Origin of the sequence: Streptomyces sp. GMY02 (assembly GCF_019056675.1) — a bacterium.
Classification (GTDB): domain Bacteria; phylum Actinomycetota; class Actinomycetes; order Streptomycetales; family Streptomycetaceae; genus Streptomyces; species Streptomyces odonnellii.
Map to the genome: position 1 here is coordinate 3326904 of NZ_CP077658.1, position 19301 is coordinate 3346204.

General features: G+C 67.3%; 25 protein-coding genes and 1 pseudogene. 1 reads left to right on the top strand and 25 read right to left on the bottom strand.

The window, feature by feature from the left end; genetic code table 11:
• Position 1 precedes the first annotated feature (1 nt).
• From rpmD to rpsJ, 20 genes are all read right to left on the bottom strand, one after another.
• On the bottom strand, positions 2-184 hold the full coding sequence (gene rpmD, locus KQY30_RS13905) for a 50S ribosomal protein L30 (RefSeq protein WP_217307098.1): 183 nt from the start codon (positions 182-184) through the stop codon (positions 2-4).
• Entirely contained in the window at positions 184-789 is a 606-nt protein-coding gene (gene rpsE, locus KQY30_RS13910) for a 30S ribosomal protein S5 (protein ID WP_217307099.1), read from the bottom strand. The genes rpmD and rpsE overlap by 1 nt, the downstream gene beginning before the upstream one ends.
• Positions 790-835: 46 nt before the next feature.
• Positions 836-1219: a 50S ribosomal protein L18 gene (gene rplR, locus KQY30_RS13915; RefSeq protein WP_217307100.1), complete on the bottom strand. Its 384-nt coding sequence runs from the start codon at positions 1217-1219 to the stop codon at positions 836-838.
• A gap of 3 nt (positions 1220-1222) precedes the next feature.
• The gene (gene rplF / locus KQY30_RS13920) at positions 1223-1762 is read right to left on the bottom strand and encodes a 50S ribosomal protein L6 (protein ID WP_046504651.1); all 540 of its coding nucleotides are present in this window, start codon (positions 1760-1762) and stop codon (positions 1223-1225) included.
• Positions 1763-1783: 21 nt separating this feature from the next.
• Positions 1784-2182, bottom strand: coding sequence for a 30S ribosomal protein S8 (gene rpsH / locus KQY30_RS13925; protein ID WP_046504649.1), 399 nt, complete (start codon positions 2180-2182; stop codon positions 1784-1786).
• Positions 2183-2414: 232 nt separating this feature from the next.
• Complete coding sequence (locus KQY30_RS13930) at positions 2415-2600, bottom strand: type Z 30S ribosomal protein S14 (RefSeq protein ID WP_003948630.1); 186 nt, start codon at positions 2598-2600, stop codon at positions 2415-2417.
• A 2-nt stretch (positions 2601-2602) separates the two neighbouring features.
• Positions 2603-3163: a 50S ribosomal protein L5 gene (rplE, locus tag KQY30_RS13935; RefSeq protein ID WP_217307101.1), complete on the bottom strand. Its 561-nt coding sequence runs from the start codon at positions 3161-3163 to the stop codon at positions 2603-2605.
• A complete protein-coding gene (gene rplX / locus KQY30_RS13940) occupies positions 3163-3486 on the bottom strand; it encodes a 50S ribosomal protein L24 (RefSeq protein WP_046504642.1) in 324 nt (107 codons plus the stop codon). Before rplX ends, rplE begins: the two co-directional genes overlap by 1 nt.
• A 2-nt stretch (positions 3487-3488) precedes the next feature.
• Entirely contained in the window at positions 3489-3857 is a 369-nt protein-coding gene (gene rplN / locus KQY30_RS13945; protein WP_003974257.1) for a 50S ribosomal protein L14, read from the bottom strand.
• Between the two features lie 99 nt (positions 3858-3956).
• Positions 3957-4241 (bottom strand): 30S ribosomal protein S17, encoded by a 285-nt coding sequence (gene rpsQ, locus KQY30_RS13950; RefSeq protein WP_046504638.1) that lies wholly within the window; start codon positions 4239-4241, stop codon positions 3957-3959.
• Complete coding sequence (rpmC, locus tag KQY30_RS13955) at positions 4241-4465, bottom strand: 50S ribosomal protein L29 (RefSeq protein ID WP_046504635.1); 225 nt, start codon at positions 4463-4465, stop codon at positions 4241-4243. The genes rpsQ and rpmC overlap by 1 nt, the downstream gene beginning before the upstream one ends.
• Positions 4465-4884: a 50S ribosomal protein L16 gene (gene rplP, locus KQY30_RS13960; protein WP_046504633.1), complete on the bottom strand. Its 420-nt coding sequence runs from the start codon at positions 4882-4884 to the stop codon at positions 4465-4467. Before rplP ends, rpmC begins: the two co-directional genes overlap by 1 nt.
• Before the next feature lie 5 nt (positions 4885-4889).
• Positions 4890-5735, bottom strand: coding sequence for a 30S ribosomal protein S3 (rpsC, locus tag KQY30_RS13965; RefSeq protein ID WP_217307102.1), 846 nt, complete (start codon positions 5733-5735; stop codon positions 4890-4892).
• Positions 5735-6082 carry a 50S ribosomal protein L22 gene (gene rplV, locus KQY30_RS13970; protein ID WP_004571827.1) on the bottom strand — a complete coding sequence of 116 codons (348 nt, stop codon included), beginning with the start codon at positions 6080-6082 and terminating at the stop codon, positions 5735-5737. Before rplV ends, rpsC begins: the two co-directional genes overlap by 1 nt.
• 41 nt (positions 6083-6123) lie before the next feature.
• Positions 6124-6405, bottom strand: coding sequence for a 30S ribosomal protein S19 (rpsS, locus tag KQY30_RS13975; protein ID WP_030742199.1), 282 nt, complete (start codon positions 6403-6405; stop codon positions 6124-6126).
• 14 nt (positions 6406-6419) lie between these two features.
• Positions 6420-7256 (bottom strand): 50S ribosomal protein L2, encoded by an 837-nt coding sequence (gene rplB / locus KQY30_RS13980; protein WP_217307103.1) that lies wholly within the window; start codon positions 7254-7256, stop codon positions 6420-6422.
• 47 nt (positions 7257-7303) lie between these two features.
• On the bottom strand, positions 7304-7621 hold the full coding sequence (rplW, locus tag KQY30_RS13985; protein ID WP_046504624.1) for a 50S ribosomal protein L23: 318 nt from the start codon (positions 7619-7621) through the stop codon (positions 7304-7306).
• Positions 7621-8289: a 50S ribosomal protein L4 gene (rplD, locus tag KQY30_RS13990; protein WP_217307104.1), complete on the bottom strand. Its 669-nt coding sequence runs from the start codon at positions 8287-8289 to the stop codon at positions 7621-7623. The genes rplW and rplD overlap by 1 nt, the downstream gene beginning before the upstream one ends.
• An 8-nt stretch (positions 8290-8297) precedes the next feature.
• Positions 8298-8942 carry a 50S ribosomal protein L3 gene (gene rplC / locus KQY30_RS13995; RefSeq protein WP_030351433.1) on the bottom strand — a complete coding sequence of 215 codons (645 nt, stop codon included), beginning with the start codon at positions 8940-8942 and terminating at the stop codon, positions 8298-8300.
• A 14-nt stretch (positions 8943-8956) separates the two neighbouring features.
• On the bottom strand, positions 8957-9265 hold the full coding sequence (gene rpsJ, locus KQY30_RS14000) for a 30S ribosomal protein S10 (protein WP_003948644.1): 309 nt from the start codon (positions 9263-9265) through the stop codon (positions 8957-8959).
• A gap of 605 nt (positions 9266-9870) precedes the next feature.
• On the opposite strand from rpsJ, the gene KQY30_RS14005 reads away from it, so the two are divergent.
• The gene (locus KQY30_RS14005; RefSeq protein ID WP_217307105.1) at positions 9871-11181 is read left to right on the top strand and encodes a ThuA domain-containing protein; all 1311 of its coding nucleotides are present in this window, start codon (positions 9871-9873) and stop codon (positions 11179-11181) included.
• A 102-nt stretch (positions 11182-11283) separates the two neighbouring features.
• On the opposite strand, the gene KQY30_RS14010 is transcribed toward KQY30_RS14005, so the two are convergent.
• From KQY30_RS14010 to rpsL, 5 genes and pseudogenes are all read right to left on the bottom strand, one after another.
• Positions 11284-14589, bottom strand: coding sequence for a glycosyl hydrolase 115 family protein (locus KQY30_RS14010; protein ID WP_254407593.1), 3306 nt, complete (start codon positions 14587-14589; stop codon positions 11284-11286).
• 295 nt (positions 14590-14884) lie between these two features.
• A complete protein-coding gene (gene tuf, locus KQY30_RS14015) occupies positions 14885-16078 on the bottom strand; it encodes an elongation factor Tu (protein WP_046503245.1) in 1194 nt (397 codons plus the stop codon).
• A gap of 152 nt (positions 16079-16230) precedes the next feature.
• Positions 16231-18356 (bottom strand): annotated as a pseudogene (gene fusA / locus KQY30_RS14020) (elongation factor G).
• A gap of 38 nt (positions 18357-18394) precedes the next feature.
• Positions 18395-18865, bottom strand: coding sequence for a 30S ribosomal protein S7 (gene rpsG, locus KQY30_RS14025; RefSeq protein WP_030742163.1), 471 nt, complete (start codon positions 18863-18865; stop codon positions 18395-18397).
• 2 nt (positions 18866-18867) lie between these two features.
• Positions 18868-19239: a 30S ribosomal protein S12 gene (gene rpsL / locus KQY30_RS14030; RefSeq protein WP_003948652.1), complete on the bottom strand. Its 372-nt coding sequence runs from the start codon at positions 19237-19239 to the stop codon at positions 18868-18870.
• Positions 19240-19301 lie beyond the last annotated feature (62 nt).

Here is a 19301-nt window from a genome sequence, read left to right on the forward strand (position 1 = left end):
GTCAGTCGACCTCCTCAACCGTCACGAGGTGGCGGACGGTGTGCACCATGCCGCGGAACTCGGGACGGTCCTCCTTGACAACCGTGTCGTTCAGGCGCTTGAGCCCGAGCGAGCGCAGGGTGTCGCGGTGGTTCTGCTTGCTGCCGATGTACGACTTCGTCTGCGTGATCCTGAGACGGGCCATTACGCACCCGCTCCCGCACGTGCCCGCAGCAGGGCCGCGGGGGCGACGTCCTCGAGGGGCAGACCGCGGCGGGCCGCGATCTCCTCGGGGCGCTGGAGGTCCTGGAGGGCCGCCACCGTCGCGTGCACGATGTTGATCGCGTTGTCCGAGCCGAGCGACTTCGACAGGATGTCGTGCACGCCCGCGCACTCCAGCACGGCACGCACCGGGCCGCCGGCGATCACGCCGGTACCGGGGGAAGCCGGCTTGAGCAGAACGACGCCCGCGGCCTTCTCGCCCTGGATCGGGTGCGGGATGGTGCCCTGGATACGGGGGACCTTGAAGAAGTGCTTCTTGGCCTCCTCAACGCCCTTGGCGATGGCGGCCGGCACCTCCTTGGCCTTGCCGTAGCCGACACCCACGGTGCCGTCACCGTCGCCCACCACGACCAGCGCGGTGAAGCTGAAGCGACGACCACCCTTCACAACCTTGGCGACACGGTTGATCGCGACGACACGCTCGACGTACGCGGTCTTCTCGGCGGCCGCCGAACCGCCGTCACGGCCCTTCCGGTCCCGCCGCTCGCCGCCACCGGCACCGCTCCCGCGGCGCTGGGGTCCAGCCATTGGATCTACCTCTCTCTGTTACGTCCGCTAGCTCCGGAACCGGGGCCTAGAACTTCAGCCCGGCCTCGCGGGCGGCGTCGGCCAGAGCGGCGATCCGCCCGGCGTACTGGTTGCCACCACGGTCGAACACGACGGCCTCGACACCGGCCGCCTTGGCACGCTCGGCGACCAGCGACCCGACCTGCTTGGCCTGGGTGCTCTTGTCGCCCTCGGTGCCACGGATCGAGGCGTCCAGGGTCGACGCCGACGCGAGCGTGTGGCCCGCGATGTCGTCGATGACCTGGGCCACCATGTGGCGGTTGGAACGCGTCACGACGAGGCGCGGGCGCTCCTGCGTGCCCGAGACCTTCTTGCGGACGCGGATGTGGCGGCGCTTGATGGCAGCGGCCTTGTAGGCCTTGCCCTTGGCGATCTTCACACCGTATGCCATGGCTTACTTACCAGCCTTTCCGACCTTGCGGCGGATGACCTCGCCGGCGTACTTGACGCCCTTGGCCTTGTACGGGTCGGGCTTCCGCAGCTTGCGGATGTTCGCCGCGACCTCGCCGACCTTCTGCTTGTCGATGCCCTCGACGGAGAACTTCGTGGGCGACTCGACCTTGAAGGTGATGCCTTCGGGCGCCTCGATGAGGATCGGGTGGCTGTAGCCCAGGGCGAACTCCAGATTGGAGCCCTTCGCCTGGACGCGGTAACCGACACCGCTGATTTCGAGCGCCTTGACGTATCCCTGGGTCACGCCGGTGATCATGTTCGCCACCAGCGTGCGGGACAGGCCGTGCAGGGCCTTGTTCTGACGCTCGTCGTTGGGGCGCGACACCGTGAGGATGCCGTCCTCGCCCTTGGTGACCTCGATCGGCGCTGCGACGGTGTGCGAGAGGGTGCCCTTGGGACCCTTCACGGCGACCGTACGGCCATCGATGGTGACGTCCACACCAGCGGGAACCTGGATGGGGAGCTTGCCGATTCGCGACATGAGCCTTTCCTCCGTTCCCGACTACCAGACGTAGGCGAGGACTTCCCCACCCACGCCCTTCTTGCTGGCCTGCTGGCCGGTCAGGAGACCGTGGGACGTGGAGATGATCGCCACGCCCAGGCCGCCCAGGACCTTCGGCAGGTTGGTGGACTTCGCGTACACACGCAGACCCGGCTTGGAGATGCGCTTGATGCCGGCGATCGAACGCTCGCGGTTCGGGCCGAACTTCAGCTCCAGGACGAGGTTCTTGCCGACCTCGGCGTCCTCGACCTTCCAGCCGGTGATGAAGCCCTCCTGCTGGAGGATCTCCGCGATATGCGACTTGATCTTGCTGTGCGGCATCACGACTTCGTCGTGGTATGCCGAATTCGCGTTGCGCAGACGCGTGAGCATGTCTGCGATGGGATCAGTCATGGTCATGAATTGGCCTTCGGCCTCTCTCGCCGGGGTTTCCTGTATGCGCCATCCCTCTCCCCGGTGAGTACCGGGACGGGTGCGGTGCGGGGACCTACGGCGTAGTAAGTCTGAATGGACGGCAGGCGCCCAACCCCACAAGCCTACGGCATGCGAGGCAGGGCTCCGGCCGGCCAATTGCTTACCGAGAGCTTCTGGTTGGTTCCCTTACGGGGAATGCGATTCCCCCGCGGGGGAACTACCAGGAGCTCTTGGTGACGCCCGGCAGCTCGCCGCGGTGGGCCATCTCACGAAGGCACACACGGCACAGGCCGAACTTGCGGTAGACGGAGTGGGGACGGCCGCAGCGCTGGCAGCGGGTGTAACCGCGCACACCGAACTTCGGCTTGCGGGCGGCCTTAGCGATCAGAGCCTTCTTCGCCACGGTCAGTTCTCCTTGAACGGGAAGCCGAGGTGACGAAGGAGGGCACGACCCTCGTCGTCGTTGGTCGCCGTGGTGACCACGGTGATGTCCATGCCCCGGACCCGGTCGATCTTGTCCTGGTCGATCTCGTGGAACATGACCTGCTCCGTGAGACCGAAGGTGTAGTTGCCACGGCCGTCGAACTGCTTGGGCGACAGACCGCGGAAGTCACGGATACGCGGCAGCGCGAGCGACAGCGTACGGTCCAGGAACTCCCACATACGGTCCCCGCGGAGGGTGACGTGGCAGCCGATCGGCTGCCCCTCGCGCAGCTTGAACTGCGCGATGGACTTCCGGGCCTTGGTGACGGACGGCTTCTGGCCGGTGATCGTGGTGAGGTCCTTGATGGCACCCTCGATCAGCTTGGAGTCGCGGGCGGCGTCGCCCACACCCATGTTGACCACGATCTTGACGAGGCCGGGGATCTGCATGACGTTCTCGTACGAGAACTGCTCACGCAGCTTGCCGGCGATCTCCTCGCGGTAGCGCAGCTTCAGACGCGGCGCGGTAGTGGTCGCAGTCATCAGATGTCCTCACCGGTCCGCTTGGCAACGCGGATCTTGTTGCCCTCGTCGTCAAAGCGGTAGCCGACGCGGGTGACGACCTTCTTGCCGTCCTTCTCCACGACGAGCTGAACATTGCTGACGTGGATGGGGGCCTCGGTGGTGACGATGCCGCCGGTCTGCGAACCGCGGGCCGTCTGGCCGGCCTTGGTGTGCTTCTTGACCCGGTTGACACCTTCGACGAGGACCCGGTCCTGGCGGGGGTAGGCCACGATGACCTTGCCCTGCTTGCCCTTGTCCTTGCCTGTGATGACCTGAACCAGGTCGCCCTTCTTGATCTTCATGCCTACAGCACCTCCGGCGCGAGCGAGATGATCTTCATGAACTTCTTCTCGCGCAGCTCACGGCCCACCGGGCCGAAGATACGGGTGCCGCGAGGGTCGCCGTCGTTCTTCAGAATGACGGCGGCGTTCTCGTCGAAGCGGATGTACGAGCCGTCCGGACGGCGGCGCTCCTTGACGGTGCGAACGATGACCGCCTTGACGACGTCACCCTTCTTCACGTTGCCACCGGGGATCGCGTCCTTGACGGTGGCGACGATGACGTCACCGATGCCCGCGTAGCGGCGGCCGGAGCCACCGAGAACACGGATGGTGAGAATCTCCTTCGCACCCGTGTTGTCGGCGACACGCAGTCGCGACTCCTGCTGGATCACGTCTATCTCCTGATCGTCTGCCGGTTCCCCGGGGGCCGGTCACTCGGCCCCCGGAGCCTGGCGGAACTGTTCCGAGGAGGAACTCCCCCTCGGAGGGGTTTACTTGGCCTTTTCGAGGATCTCGACGATGCGCCACCGCTTGGTGGCGGACAGCGGCCGGGTCTCCATCAGGAGGACGCGGTCGCCGACGCCGGCGGCGTTCTGCTCGTCGTGCGCCTTGAGCTTGTTCGTACGGCGGATGACCTTGCCGTACAGCGCGTGCTTGACGCGGTCCTCGACAGCGACGACGACGGTCTTGTCCATCTTGTCGCTGACGACCAGGCCCTCGCGGGTCTTGCGGAATCCGCGGTCGGTCGTGGTCTCGGTCACGTTGTTCTCAGTCATCAGGCGCTCTCCACCGTCTCGATGCCCAGCTCGCGCTCACGCATCAGGGTGTAGATCCGCGCGATGTCCTTACGGACGAGCTTCAGCCGCCCATGATTCTCAAGCTGGCCGGTCGCCGCCTGGAAGCGGAGATTGAACAGCTCTTCCTTGGCCTCGCGGAGCTTGTTCACCAGCTCCTCGTCGCCCAGCTCGCGCAGTTCGGACGCCTTGGTCACGGCCGCCATCACGCCTCACCTGCCTCGCGCCGGACGATGCGGCACTTCATCGGAAGCTTGTGAGCAGCGCGGGTAAGCGCCTCACGCGCAATCTTCTCGTTCGGGTAGGACAGTTCGAACATCACCCGGCCGGGCTTGACGTTCGCGATCCACCACTCCGGGGAGCCCTTACCGGAACCCATGCGGGTCTCGGCGGGCTTCTTGGTGAGCGGGCGGTCCGGGTAGATGTTGATCCAGACCTTGCCGCCACGCTTGATGTGGCGGGTCATCGCGATACGGGCGGCCTCGATCTGACGGTTCGTCACATAGGCCGGGGTCAGCGCCTGGATGCCGTACTCGCCGAACGAGACCTGCGTGCCGCCCTTGGACATGCCGCTGCGCTTCGGGTGGTGCTGCTTGCGGTGCTTGACCCTACGGGGGATCAGCATGTCGGTCAGGCCTCCGTTCCACCGGTAGAAGAGGACGTCGCCTCGGCCGGCGCGGCGGTGGCGTCGGCCTTGGGGGCCTCGGCCGCCGGGTTCTGCTGCGGCTTGCGGCCACGGCCGCCACGCTCGCCACCGCGGCCGCCACGGCCGGCGGGACGGTCGTTGCCGCCGCCACGGGCCGGGCGGTTGCCGGCGCGGGCCGCGGCGTTCTCGGCGCGCACCTCGGCGATGTTCTTGACGTCGCCCTTGTAGATCCAGACCTTCACACCGATCCGGCCGAAGGTGGTCTTGGCCTCGAAGAAGCCGTAGTCCACATTGGCGCGGAGCGTGTGCAGGGGCACCCGGCCCTCGCGGTAGAACTCCGAGCGGGACATCTCGGCGCCGCCGAGGCGGCCACCGCACTGGATCTTGATGCCCTTGGCGCCCGCCTTCATCGTCGACTGCATGCTCTTGCGCATGGCACGACGGAAGGAGACACGCGAGGAGAGCTGCTCGGCGACGGCCTGCGCCACGAGCTGCGCGTCCACCTCGGGGTTCTTGACCTCGAGGATGTTGAGCTGGACCTGCTTGCCGGTGAGCTTCTCCAGCTCGCCGCGGATACGGTCGGCCTCCGCGCCGCGGCGGCCGATGACGATGCCCGGACGCGCGGTGTGGATGTCGACACGGACCCGGTCGCGGGTGCGCTCGATCTCGACCTTCGAGATACCGGCCCGCTCCATGCCCTTCGTCATCATGCGACGAATGGCGACGTCTTCCTTGACGTAGTCCTTGTACAGCTTGTCGGCGTACCAGCGGGACTTGAAGTCCGTGGTGATACCGAGCCGGAACCCATGCGGGTTAACCTTCTGGCCCATTACCGGGTTCCTTCCTTGCTGCTGACGACCACGGTGATGTGGCTGGTCCGCTTACGGATCCGGTAGGCACGGCCCTGGGCACGCGGACGGAACCGCTTCAGGGTCGGGCCCTCGTCCACGTACGCCTCGCTGATGACCAGCGAAGAGGCGTCGGTGTGGTCGTAGTTGTGCGCGGCGTTGGCGATGGCGCTGTCCAGCACCTTGCCGACCGGCACGCTCGCGGCCTGCGGGGCGAAACGCAGGACCGCCTGAGCCTCCGTGGCGTCCATGCCACGGATGAGGTCCACCACGCGGCGGGCCTTCATGGGCGTGACGCGGATGTACCGCGCCTGGGCCCTGGCTTCCATGGTTGTCCCTTCGGTGTGAGTCATAGTCGTTCCACCCCGCGTCAGCGGCGCTTCGACTTCCGGTCGTCCTTGACGTGGCCGCGGAAGGTGCGAGTCGGCGAGAACTCGCCGAGCTTGTGGCCGACCATGGACTCGGTGATGAACACCGGGACATGGATCTTGCCGTTGTGCACCGCGATCGTGTGGCCCAGCATGGCCGGGACGATCATCGAGCGACGGGACCAGGTCTTGATGACGTTCTTGGTGCCGGCTTCGTTCTGGACATCCACCTTCTTGATCAGGTGGTCGTCGACGAAGGGCCCCTTCTTGAGACTGCGCGGCATCTGAAAACCCGCTCCTAGCGCTTCTTGTTCGTCTTGCGGCGGCGGACGATGTACTTGTTGCTCGCCTTCTTGGGAGAACGAGTACGACCCTCCTTCTGACCCCACGGGCTGACCGGGTGGCGACCACCGGAGGTCTTGCCCTCACCACCACCGTGCGGGTGGTCGACCGGGTTCATGGCCACACCGCGGACGGTCGGGCGGACGCCCTTCCAGCGCATACGGCCGGCCTTGCCCCAGTTGATGTTCGACTGCTCGGCGTTGCCGACCTCGCCGATGGTGGCGCGGCAGCGGACGTCGACCAGCCGGATCTCACCGGACGGCATACGGAGGTGGGCCATGGCGCCCTCCTTCGCCAGAAGCTGCACGGAGGCACCCGCGGAGCGGGCGAACTTCGCGCCGCCGCCGGGCCGCAGCTCGATGGCGTGGATGGTCGTACCGACCGGGATGTTGCGCAGCGCCAGGTTGTTGCCGGGCTTGATGTCGGCGGTCGGGCCGTTCTCGACACGGGCGCCCTGCGCCAGGCCGCGCGGCGCGATGATGTAGCGCTTCTCGCCGTCGGCGTAGTGCAGCAGCGCGATGCGCGCGGTGCGGTTCGGGTCGTACTCGATGTGCGCGACCTTGGCGGGCACGCCGTCCTTGTCGTGCCGACGGAAGTCGATCACACGGTAGGCGCGCTTGTGGCCACCGCCCTGGTGGCGGACGGTCACACGACCGGCGTTGTTACGGCCGCCCTTGCTGTGCAGCGGGCGGACCAGCGACTTCTCCGGCGTGGACCGCGTGATCTCGACAAAGTCGGCGACGCTGGAGCCACGACGGCCCGGGGTCGTCGGCTTGTACTTGCGGATACCCATTTCTCAGTCCTCGGAAGATTCCGGACTTCTGAACGATCCGTCCTCCGTCAGGAGGCCGGGCCGCCGAAGATGTCGATACGGTCGCCCTCAGCGAGGGTCACGATGGCGCGCTTGGTGTTCGCGCGCTTGCCGAAACCGGTGCGGGTGCGCTTGCGCTTGCCCTGGCGGTTGATCGTGTTGACCCCGGCGACCTTGACCGAGAAGACCGCTTCCACGGCCTGCTTGATCTGGGTCTTGTTGGCGTGGGGCGCGACGATGAACGTGTACTTGTTCTCGTCGAGCAGCGCGTAGCTCTTCTCGGAGACCACGGGCTTGACAAGAATGTCGCGCGGGTCCGTGAAGGTCTTGCTGGTGACCTCGGCCATCAGGCTTCGCTCCCTTCGGTGTCGGTGTCGGCGCTGGTCCGCTGGTCGGCGGGGCCGGACACGAAGGACTCGAAGGCGGCCTGGGTGAAGACCACGTCGTCGGAGACGAGCACGTCGTACGTGTTGAGCTGGCCCGGCGCCAGGATGTGCACCTGGGGCAGGTTGCGGGCGGACAGCCACGCGGCCTCGTCGGCGCGCTCGGCGACCAGGAGCAGGTTCTTGCGCTCCGAGATCTTGCCGAACAGCGTCTTCGCGGCCTTCGTGGACACGTCGCCGTCGACCACGCCGGAGACGACGTGGATACGGGAGTGCCGGGCCCGGTCGGTGAGGGCACCGCGCAGGGCGGCGGCCTTCATCTTCTTCGGGGTCCGCTGCGAGTAGTCACGCGGTACGGGACCGTGCACGACGCCACCGCCGGCGAACTGCGGGGCGCGGGTCGAGCCCTGACGGGCGCGGCCGGTGCCCTTCTGGCGGTACGGCTTCTTGCCACCGCCGCGGACCTCGCCACGGGTCTTGGTCTTGTGCGTGCCCTGCCGGGCGGCCGCGAGCTGGGCGACGACGACCTGGTGGATCAGCGGGATGCTGACCTTGGCGTCGAAGATCTCCGCGGGGAGCTCGACGGTCCCGGTCGTTTCGCCGGCCGGCGAAAGGATGTCAATGGTACTCATCGGTTACCTCAGGCCCCCTTGGCCGCGGTACGGACCAGGACGAGGCCGCCGTTCGGACCGGGGACCGCGCCCTTGATCAGGAGCAGGCCCTTCTCCGCGTCAACGGCGTGAACGGTCAGGTTCTGGGTGGTGACCCGCTCGTTGCCCATGCGGCCCGCCATGCGGAGGCCCTTGAACACCCGGCCGGGGGTGGCGCAGCCACCGATGGAACCGGGAGAGCGGTGCTTGCGCTGGGTGCCGTGACCGGCGCCGAGGCCCTTGAAGTTGTGACGCTTCATGACACCGGCGAAGCCCTTGCCCTTGCTCTTGCCCGTGACGTCGACCTTGACGCCGGACTCGAACGTGGCGGCGGTGATCTCCTGGCCGAGCGTGTACTCGGCGGCGTCGGAGGTGCGCAGCTCCACCAGGTGGCGGCGGGGGGTCACGTCGGCCTTGGCGAAGTGGCCCTTGAGGGGCTTGTTCACCTTGCGCGGGTCGATCTCGCCGAAGGCGATCTGGACCGACTCGTAGCCGTCGGAGTCATTCGTACGGACCTGGGTAACGACACAGGGCCCGGCCTTGACGACGGTCACCGGGACGACACGGTTGTTCTCGTCCCAGACCTGGGTCATGCCGAGCTTCTCGCCCAGGACACCCTTGATCTGCTTAGCCATCTCTTCCGCGCCTCTCAGAGCTTGATCTCGATGTCGACGCCGGCCGGAAGGTCCAGGCGCATCAGCGAGTCAACGGTCTTGGGCGTCGGGTCGAGGATGTCGATCAGGCGCTTGTGCGTGCGCATCTCGAAGTGCTCGCGCGAGTCCTTGTACTTGTGCGGCGACTTGATGACGCAGTACACGTTCTTCTCAGTGGGCAGCGGCACCGGGCCCGCGACCGACGCACCAGTACGCGTCACCGTCTCGACGATCTTCTTCGCCGATGAGTCGATGACCTCGTGGTCGTAGGCCTTGAGCCGGATGCGGATCTTCTGTCCCGCCATGGCTGCTTCGTAGTCCTGTCTCTCGTAACGCTCTGGAACCCTGGTGGCACTGCGCTCTGCTCCGACCCACGCGGTCGGGCGTGTCGCATCCCCTCTATTCAGAACTCCCGAAGGATTTCCCAGCCGAGGGGGTGCGGCCCAAAAGTCCGCGAAGCCGGTCACAGGCCGCATGTGCGTGCACTGACCACCGGGCGCCTGGCCGGGGCCCCGCTGACGCTTCCCGGAAGATTCCCGTACGTCCGTCCCAGCGCTGCCCGTAAGGCAGTTGGGACGACGAGTACTGTGGGACTCGCTTCCGGTCCCCCCGGCGGGAGGCGCGCAGCATCGGCACTCAACCGAGCAACCTGGCTAGTGTGCCACAGCGGCCTGGGCCATAGCCAATCGGGCCGGAAAGCGTACCCCACGGCGATGACGGGCAATCCTCGGCCCGCGCGCGGGGCCGCGCGGACATTGGTCCATACCAGGGCCTTGACGTGGGGTGGGTTCACTTCTTAAATCACGAGCAGGCCACACCTACCGGTCGGGATGTCATATCCATGACAGCTTCACCTCCCCGGCCGGTTCGTGCGCCACCCCCCACCGGCAGAGGAAGGGACCATCCCCCGATGACCAGAGACAGGGTCCGCCTGAGGAGTGCCGGTGTACGGCTCCTCGCGCTGCTCGCCGTACTGCTCGGCCTGACCGCCGCGCCCGCCGCCCAGGGCGCGGTACGGGCCGAGGGCGCCGCCGCCGCGCCCTTCAAGGTGCTGGCGTTCTACAACGGCACCTGGGACGACGCGCACATCAGCTTCGTACGGGAGGCCAACACCTGGTTCCCGCAGCAGGCCGCCGCCAACAACTTCACGTACACGGCGACGAACAACTGGAACCAGCTCACCAGCATCACCAAGGACCAGTACCAGGTGGTGATCTTCCTCGACGACGCACCGCAGACCGCCGCGCAGCGCGCCGGCTTCGAGCGCTACATGCGCGGCGGCGGGGCCTGGTTCGGCTTCCATGTCTCCGCGTTCACCACGAACGCCGGGGGCTGGTCGTGGTACTACAACGACTTCCTCGGCTCGGGGAACTTCCGCTCCAACACCTGGGGCCCGACCACCGCGACGCTCAAGGTCGAGGACCGCACCCACCCCACGACCACCGGCCTGCCGGCGACCTTCACCTCCTCCGTCAGCGAGTGGTACAGCTGGAGCAACGACCTCAGGACCCGGTCGAACATCAAGATCCTGTCCTCGGTCGACCCGGTGAGCTTCCCGCTCGGCACGGACCCCAACCAGTCCTGGTACAGCGGCTATTACCCGATCATGTGGACCAACACGGGCTACCGGATGATCTACTCCAACTTCGGGCACAACGCCATGAACTACGAGACGGGCCAGACGCTCTCGTCCACCTTCGGCAGCGCCACCCAGAACCGGTTCATCCTGGACAGCCTCAAGTGGCTCGGTACGGGCGAGACCGGCAACCCGACGCCGCCGGGACCGATCAACGAGTCCGCCTGGTACGCGCTGGTGAACAGCGGCAACAGCCTGTGCGTGGACGCGCGGGCCGCGGCCACGGCGAACGGCACGGCGATCCAGCAGTACACCTGCAACAACACGCTCGCGCAGCAGTACCAGATCCGCGCCACGGACAGCGGCTTCTCGCGCATCGGACCGCGCGGCAACGCCCAGCAGGCCGTCGACGTCACCGATGTGTCGACCGCCGACAACGCGCCGATCCAGCTCTGGAACTACGCCGGCGGCCTGAACCAGCAGTGGCAGGCGGTCGCCGAGGCATCGGGCCGCTACCACTTCACGGCCCGCCACAGCGGCAAATGCCTGAGCGCCCCACCCACCACCGCCTCCGGCACCCAACTCGTCCAGAGCCCCTGCAACGGCTCGGCGGCCCAGTCGTTCCAACTGATCCAACAGCCCTGACCACCTCCCCCGACCGTTCCGCCGCGCGGCTACGGAGCCTTGCCACTCGTTACCATGAGTGGCAAGGCTCCGCCCGCGCGGCGAGCGGGCCGCCCTGGACCCTCAGCCCGTGCGGAAGCTTTCCGGGGGGCCCAGGTAGGTGGGGTGGAGGCCGCCCGTGTCGATGATCAGGCGTTGGAGGATCACCGTCGGGTCCACCATCCAGAAGACCAGGCGGTGCCGGCCCGGTCTGGGCAGGATGTGCTGGGTCGCCGTGCGGTTGATGTTGTCCGACGTGTTGCGGGCCCACTGCGGGTTCATGAGTCCGTCGTCCGCGCCCGTCGCCGCGATGATGTCGACCGTACGCGGCACCTCGTCGTCGAAGGAGACCGCGTACCGGAGCCCGGCCACCGGCAGTGCCGGGTTGCGGGGCGAGACGTACGCCCACACCGTGACAGGACCGGACGCCAGCAGGCTCAGCTCGTACTCCAGCCGGGGCGAGCCCCCGCCCCGCCTCGGGGTGCGGCTCGCGGCGGTGACCGGGAAAGGTGTCATGCCCGCGCCCGTACGGCCGATGCCCTCGACGCGCTGCCAGCGGACACCGTCGGCCCCGACCGCACGGCTGAAGTGCTCCGCGTCGATGGCCACATGGCCGCCCGCCTCGACGAAGCCGTTGACGCCCGCGAGACCGTCGAGACCCGGCACCCGCCGGTGGTCGACGACCGCGGTGACCGGGACCGCCGTGCCCTCCGGCCCGTACACCACGATCTCCGCCTCGGTCCTGCCGCGCGGCGCCCGTGACCAGTCCACCCGCAGCGCCGCCCGTATCTGCTGGTCGACCCGGCCCCGCGGGCGGTCCACGGTGATCCACGGCACGGACGGCTCGATGCGGTAGCCGAAGGGGCTCAGGCCCCGGTTGAAGACCTCGATGTACGGGTCGGGCCCGGTACGGTACGGGCTGAACTCGGGCAGCACCGCCCGGCTTCCCGCCCCGGGCCACCACTCCTCCGAGCCGTCCACCGCCACGCCCAGCCGCGCCGCCTCCGGCAGTTCGATGCGTCTGACCGCCGGGAACAGCTCGTCGGGCAGGGCGACATTGTCCAGCTCGGGCTGCTGCCAGGGCGCGTTCGGACCGTACCGCTCGATGTCCCCGTACCCGATGTGCGGCTGGGTCTGGAAGCCGCGCCACTTGCCGCCCGCGATCCGGCTGTTGAAACGTTCGGCCAGGGCGAAGTCCTCGGCGAGCCCGGCCTCGGCGGCGGCCGCGCGGTCGTTGGTGGCGGCGCGGCCCTGCCGGGCGTAGAGCAGATTGGTGAACTCGGCCTCGCGCAGCACATACACATTGGCGGTGGCCCGGACCGCGTACCCCGCCAGTTCGTACCACGCGTCCTGGTCCGCCGCCGGCAGCCGCCGGGCGATCCGGTCGGCGTCCCTGGCGAGTTGCCGCCACTCCTCCGTGACCCGCTCCAGCTCGCGGTGGGCGGAGAGCGAGAAGGGCGTGGCCTGGTCGTCATAGACCACCGCCGAAGAATCGGTGGCGGGGTCCTTCGCCGGGTCCAGGGTGATCCTGCGGTTGAGCAGCTCGGGCTTGCGGCGGGACTGGAGCCGGCCGTACGCGGCGAGTACGGAGGCGATCGCGGCGGCCTGCGCCTCGCCGAAGTTCTGCCGCGCGTACCGCCGTTCCCACTCGGGCAGGTCCGCGAGCGTCCAGCGGTCCGGGTTCCAGGCGTAGTCGAGGAAGAACTGGGTCGGCAGCTCATTGCCCTTGAGATCACCCACATTGGTGACCCACAGCCGGTTGTTGCCATACGCGACGGCCTGGTGGAGCTGGTCCCACATGTTCGGCAGGGAGGTGGTGTCGACCCACTTGTAGTTGCGGCCGAGGCCGACATAGTCGAAGTGGTAGTACAGGCCGTAGCCGCCGCTGCGGGCGGGCTCGGCCGGGTCGGGGTGCTTGCGGATATTGCCCCAGTTGTCGTCGGTGAGGACGACGGTGACATCGTCGGGCGCGCGCAGTCCGCGGTCCCAGTAGTGCTGGACCTCCTTGTAGAGGGTCCACACCTGCGGGACGGAGGCGGGAGCGGTAGGGGAGGCTCCTTCGGTACGGGCGGTACGGGAGGCTTCTTCCGTACTGGCGATACGGGCCGTACGAGAGGCCCCCGCTGCGGCCCCCTCACCCCCGGCCTCCCCCAGGACCTCCGCCAGGATCTGCCGCTGCGCCGCGATGATCTCCCGCATCAGCTCGATGCCGTCGCCGTCCGGCAGGCTCGTATCGCCGTTGCCGCGCATGCCGAGCGTGACCACGCCCTCGAAATCCTGGTCGGCCATGCGCCGGATCCCCTCGGCCCAGTACACCTTGATCGCGTCGGCGTTGCGGAGGAAGGACCATTCGCCGGTGCCGCCGTACGGATCGTGTCCGGGGGTGACGATCGCGCCGTCGCTGTCGCGTACGGCGGGCACGGCATGGCGGTTCCACTCCTCGATGCCCCGCATCATCGGAGCCTCGTGGGATGTGCCCATGACAATCCCGTACTCCTTGGCGCGAGCGTGGTTGAGCGGATCGTCCTCGGCGAAGGCCCGCCCCCAGACCGCGGGCCAGAGATAGTTCGCCTTCAGACGCAGCATGACCTCGAAGACCTTGGCGTAGAACCCGGCGTTGAAGCCGCCGGGGTGGCCCTCGGCCTTGCCGGGGCCGAAGAAGGCCGGGGCCCAGGTGCCGAGCGCCGGGTTCTCGTCGTTGATGAAGATCCCTCGGTACTTCACGGCGGGCGTGCCCTGGGTGTGGCGGCCCGGCAGGGCGTAGAGGGCCTCGCGATGGACCGGCCGTACGTCGTCCCACCAGTACCAGGGCGAGACGCCGATCCCGAGGGACACGTCGTACACCCCGAAGATCGTGCCTCGCTGGTCACTGCCGGCCACCACGAACGCGCGGTCCACACCCGGCAGCGGGTCCTCGACCACGGTCTGGAGTGAGGTCTCCCAGGCGCCCTCGATCCCGCTGACATCGAGCTTTCCGGCGGCGATCAGCCCGTCGACCAGCGGGGAGCGCCCGATCGTACCGACGAGGGTGATCTCGCGGTGGCCCCGTGGAACACCGCGCCTGGCGAGTCCGGGGCGTACTCCGGTGACCCGCTCGATGTCGTCCCGCAGATCGCCCACCGCACGGACCACCCCGGGGTGGTCGTCGGCGCTGACCACGAGCGGTGCCGCGTCCCCGGACCGTACGAGCGGGAAGGCGCCGGTCCGCGGGGTGAAGGAGATGTACGCGCCCGGGTCCGTGGGCCGGGCGCCTCCGACTCCGGAGGAGGCCACCGCGGCCGGAGCGGCGAGGCCCGTCGTACCGAGACCGACCGCCGCCCCCGCGCCGATCCCGATCCCGGTGCCGAGAACGGCTCTGCGGCTGGGCTCGCCAGGGACCGCGCTCTCCATGGCACCCATGAATCTCCTCCAGTCGCCGACGCCCTTTGGTGAGTTCTTTGCATACTGGATCGGAGAATTCCCCGAAACAATGGGCGTGCACAACCGAAAGTTTTTCGAAGCCCAAAGCCCAAAGCCCAAAGCCCGAAGCCCGAAGCCCGAAGTCTGACGCCCGAAGTCTGACGCCGACGCCCCAAGCCTCGAAGCCGACCTCCGGCACCGAACCCCCGCCCGGCACGACAAAGGCCCCGCACCACCGTCCTCATCGGGACGGAATGCGGGGCCCTCGCGGACCAGGTCGGTGTAACTACTTGTTGATCTTGGTGACCTGGCCGGCGCCGACGGTCCGGCCACCCTCACGGATGGCGAACTTGAGGCCTTCCTCCATGGCGACCGGCTGGATCAGCTCGACCGTCATGACGGTGTTGTCGCCCGGCATGACCATCTCGGTGCCCTCGGGGAGGGTCACAACGCCGGTCACGTCCGTGGTACGGAAGTAGAACTGCGGGCGGTAGTTGTTGAAGAACGGGGTGTGACGGCCACCCTCGTCCTTCGACAGGATGTAGGCCTGGGCCTCGAAGCTGGTGTGCGGCGTGACCGAACCCGGCTTGATGATGACCTGGCCGCGCTCGACGTCCTCACGCTTGATACCACGCAGGAGCAGACCGACGTTCTCACCGGCCTGGCCCTCGTCGAGCAGCTTGCGGAACATCTCGATGCCGGTGACCGTGGTGGTGGTCTTCTCGGTCTTGATACCGACGATGTCGACGGTCTCGTTGACCTTGAGGACACCACGCTCGATACGACCGGTGACGACGGTGCCACGACCGGTGATCGTGAAGACGTCCTCGATCGGCATCAGGAACGGCTTGTCGACATCGCGCTCGGGCTGCGGGATCGCCTCGTCGACGGCGGCCATCAGGTCGAGGACCGTCTGGCCCCACTCCTTGTCGCCCTCGAGCGCCTTGAGCGCCGAGACCTTGACGACCGGCAGGTCGTCGCCCGGGAACTCGTACTCGGAGAGAAGCTCACGGACCTCGAGCTCGACGAGCTCCATGATCTCCTCGTCGTCCACCATGTCGGCCTTGTTCAGGGCGACAACGATGTACGGCACGCCGACCTGGCGGGCCAGGAGCACGTGCTCCTTGGTCTGCGGCATCGGGCCGTCGGTGGCGGCCACCACGAGGATGGCGCCGTCCATCTGCGCCGCACCCGTGATCATGTTCTTGATGTAGTCCGCGTGACCGGGGCAGTCGACGTGCGCGTAGTGACGCGACTCGGTCTGGTACTCGACGTGCGCGATGGAGATGGTGATACCGCGCTGGCGCTCCTCAGGAGCCTTGTCGATCTGGTCGAAGGCCGAGGCCTCGTTCAGGTCCGGGTACGCGTCATGCAGCACCTTGGTAATGGCGGCCGTGAGGGTCGTCTTACCGTGGTCGATGTGACCGATGGTGCCGATGTTGACGTGCGGCTTAGTCCGCTCGAACTTCGCCTTCGCCACTGGGGTCCTCCTGTGGAGTGGTTCTGTACGCCTTACTCATCGGCGCCAGGTGATCTTTGCTGGGATGCCGGGGCCCGGGGCGTTTCCTCCGTACGCGGTGGAAACGCCCCAGGGCTTGCCGGTGACAAGCCTAAAGCGTGAACTCGGGAGAGTTACTCGCCCTTGGCCTTCGCGATGATCTCCTCGGCGACGTTCCGCGGAACCTCGGCGTAGGAGTCGAACTGCATCGAGTAGCTTGCGCGACCCGAGGTCTTGCTTCGGAGGTCTCCGACGTAGCCGAACATCTCCGAGAGCGGCACCAGGCCCTTGACGACCCGGGCGCCGGCCCGCTCCTCCATGGCCTGGATCTGGCCACGGCGGGAGTTGATGTCGCCGATGACATCGCCCATGTAGTCCTCGGGCGTGGTGACCTCGACGGCCATCATCGGCTCCAGGAGCACGGGGGACGCCTTGCGGGCACCCTCCTTGAACGCCTGCGAACCGGCGATCTTGAACGCCAGCTCGGAGGAGTCGACCTCGTGGTACGCACCGTCGAGCAGCGTGATACGTACGCCGGTCATCTCGTAACCGGCCAGGATGCCGAACTGCATGGCTTCCTGCGCGCCCGCGTCCACCGAAGGGATGTACTCCTTGGGGATACGGCCACCGGTGACCTTGTTCACGAACTCGTACGAGGCGTCGCCGCCCTCGATCGGCTCGATCGAGATCTGCACCTTGGCGAACTGGCCGGTGCCACCGGTCTGCTTCTTGTGGGTGTAGTCCACCCGCTCGACGGCCTTGCGGATCGTCTCACGGTAGGCGACCTGCGGCTTGCCGACGTTCGCCTCGACGCGGAACTCGCGCTTCATGCGGTCGACCAGGACTTCGAGGTGAAGCTCGCCCATACCGCCGATGACGGTCTGGCCGGTCTCCTCGTTGGTGTGCACCTGGAAGGAGGGGTCCTCCTCCGCGAGCCGCTGGATGGCGACACCCAGCTTCTCCTGGTCACCCTTGGACTTGGGCTCGATCGCGACCTCGATGACCGGCGCCGGGAAGTCCATGGACTCCAGGATCACCGGGTTCTTCTCGTCGCAGAGCGTCTCACCGGTGGTGGTCTGCTTCAGGCCCATCACGGCGACGATGTCACCGGCGCCCACGGCCTCGATCTCCTCACGCTTGTTCGCGTGCATACGGTAGATCTTTCCGATGCGCTCCTTGCGGCCCTTCACGGAGTTCAGCACGGCGGTGCCGGACTCCAGACGGCCGGAGTACACCCGGACGAAGGTGAGCTTGCCGAGGTGCGGGTCGCTCATGATCTTGAACGCCAGCGCGGCCAGCGGCTCGTCGTCGGACGGCTTGCGGCGTACGACCTGCTCCGAGTCCTTGATGTCGTGGCCCTCGATGGCCTCGACGTCCAGGGGGAGGGCAGGTAGCGCACCACGGCGTCGAGCAGGGGCTGAACGCCCTTGTTCTTGAACGCGGTTCCGCAGAAGACCGGGGTGACGGTGGTGCCGTCGCCCTTGCCCGACGCGATGGTGATGCGGCGGATCGCCGCGTAGAGCTGCTCCACGGAGGGCTCGACGCCGTCCAGGTACAGCTCCATCAGCTCGTCGTCGTTCTCGGAGACGGTTTCGAGCAGCTTGCCGCGCCACTCCTCCGCCGCCTCGGTGTGCGTGGCCGGGATGTCGACGACGTCGTACATCTCGCCCTTCGCGGCCTCGGCGGACCAGACAAGAGCCTTCATCGTCACGAGGTCGACGACGCCCTTGAAGTCCATCTCGGCACCGATCGGAAGCTGCATGACGATCGGGGTCGCGCCGAGGCGGTCCGAGATCATGTCGACGCAGCGGTGGAACTCCGCGCCGGTCCGGTCGAGCTTGTTGACGAAGCAGATACGGGGCACGCCGTAACGGTCGGCCTGGCGCCACACCGTCTCGGACTGGGGCTCCACACCCGCCACACCGTCGAACACGGTGACCGCGCCGTCGAGGACGCGGAGCGAACGCTCCACCTCGACCGTGAAGTCCACGTGCCCGGGGGTGTCAATGATGTTGATGGTGTGGTCGACGTCCTCGAGCGGCCAGTGGCAGGTGGTCGCGGCGGACGTGATCGTGATGCCGCGCTCCTGCTCCTGCTCCATCCAGTCCATCGTGGCAGCGCCGTCGTGGACCTCACCGATCTTGTAGCTCACACCGGTGTAGAACAGGATGCGCTCGGTGGTCGTCGTCTTGCCCGCGTCGATGTGGGCCATGATCCCGATGTTGCGGACCTTGGCCAGGTCAAGCGAAGTGGTGGCCATGAGGCTCAATCTTCTCTCGGTCTCGATGGGGGTAGCGACTACCAGCGGTAGTGCGCGAAGGCCTTGTTGGACTCGGCCATCTTGTGCGTGTCCTCACGCTTCTTGACCGAGGCGCCGAGACCGTTGGAGGCGTCGAGCAGCTCGTTCATGAGGCGTTCGGTCATGGTCTTCTCGCGGCGGGCGCGGGAGTACCCGACGACCCAGCGGAGTGCGAGGGTGGCGGCGCGACCGGGCTTGACCTCGATCGGCACCTGGTAGGTGGCGCCACCGACACGGCGGGACTTGACCTCAAGCGTCGGCTTGACGTTCTCAAGCGCGCGCTTCAGCGTGATGACCGGGTCGTTGCCGGTCTTCTCGCGGAGACCCTCCATGGCGCCGTACACGATCCGCTCGGCGGTGGAACGCTTGCCGTTGAGCAGGATCTTGTTGATCAGCGAGGTGACAAGAGGAGAACCGTAGACCGGGTCGATGATGACCGGGCGCTTCGGGGCGGGGCCCTTACGAGGCATTCTTACTTCTCCTTCTTGGCGCCGTAGCGGCTGCGGGCCTGCTTGCGGTTCTTGACACCCTGGGTGTCGAGGGAGCCGCGGATGATCTTGTAACGAACACCAGGCAGGTCCTTCACACGGCCACCTCGCACGAGCACGATGGAGTGCTCCTGAAGGTTGTGTCCCTCACCCGGAATGTAGGCCGTGACCTCGATACCGGAGGTCAGACGCACACGCGCGACCTTCCGGAGGGCCGAGTTCGGCTTCTTCGGGGTGGTCGTGAACACACGCGTGCAGACGCCCCGGCGCTGCGGGGAACCCTCGAGCGCGGGCGTCTTGTTCTTCTCGACCTTGTCCTGCCGGCCCTTGCGGACCAGCTGCTGGATCGTAGGCACTACTTCTCCGGTTTCTGTGTGCCGTCAGTACAACTAACCTGGAACGACTCCGACCCACGCGG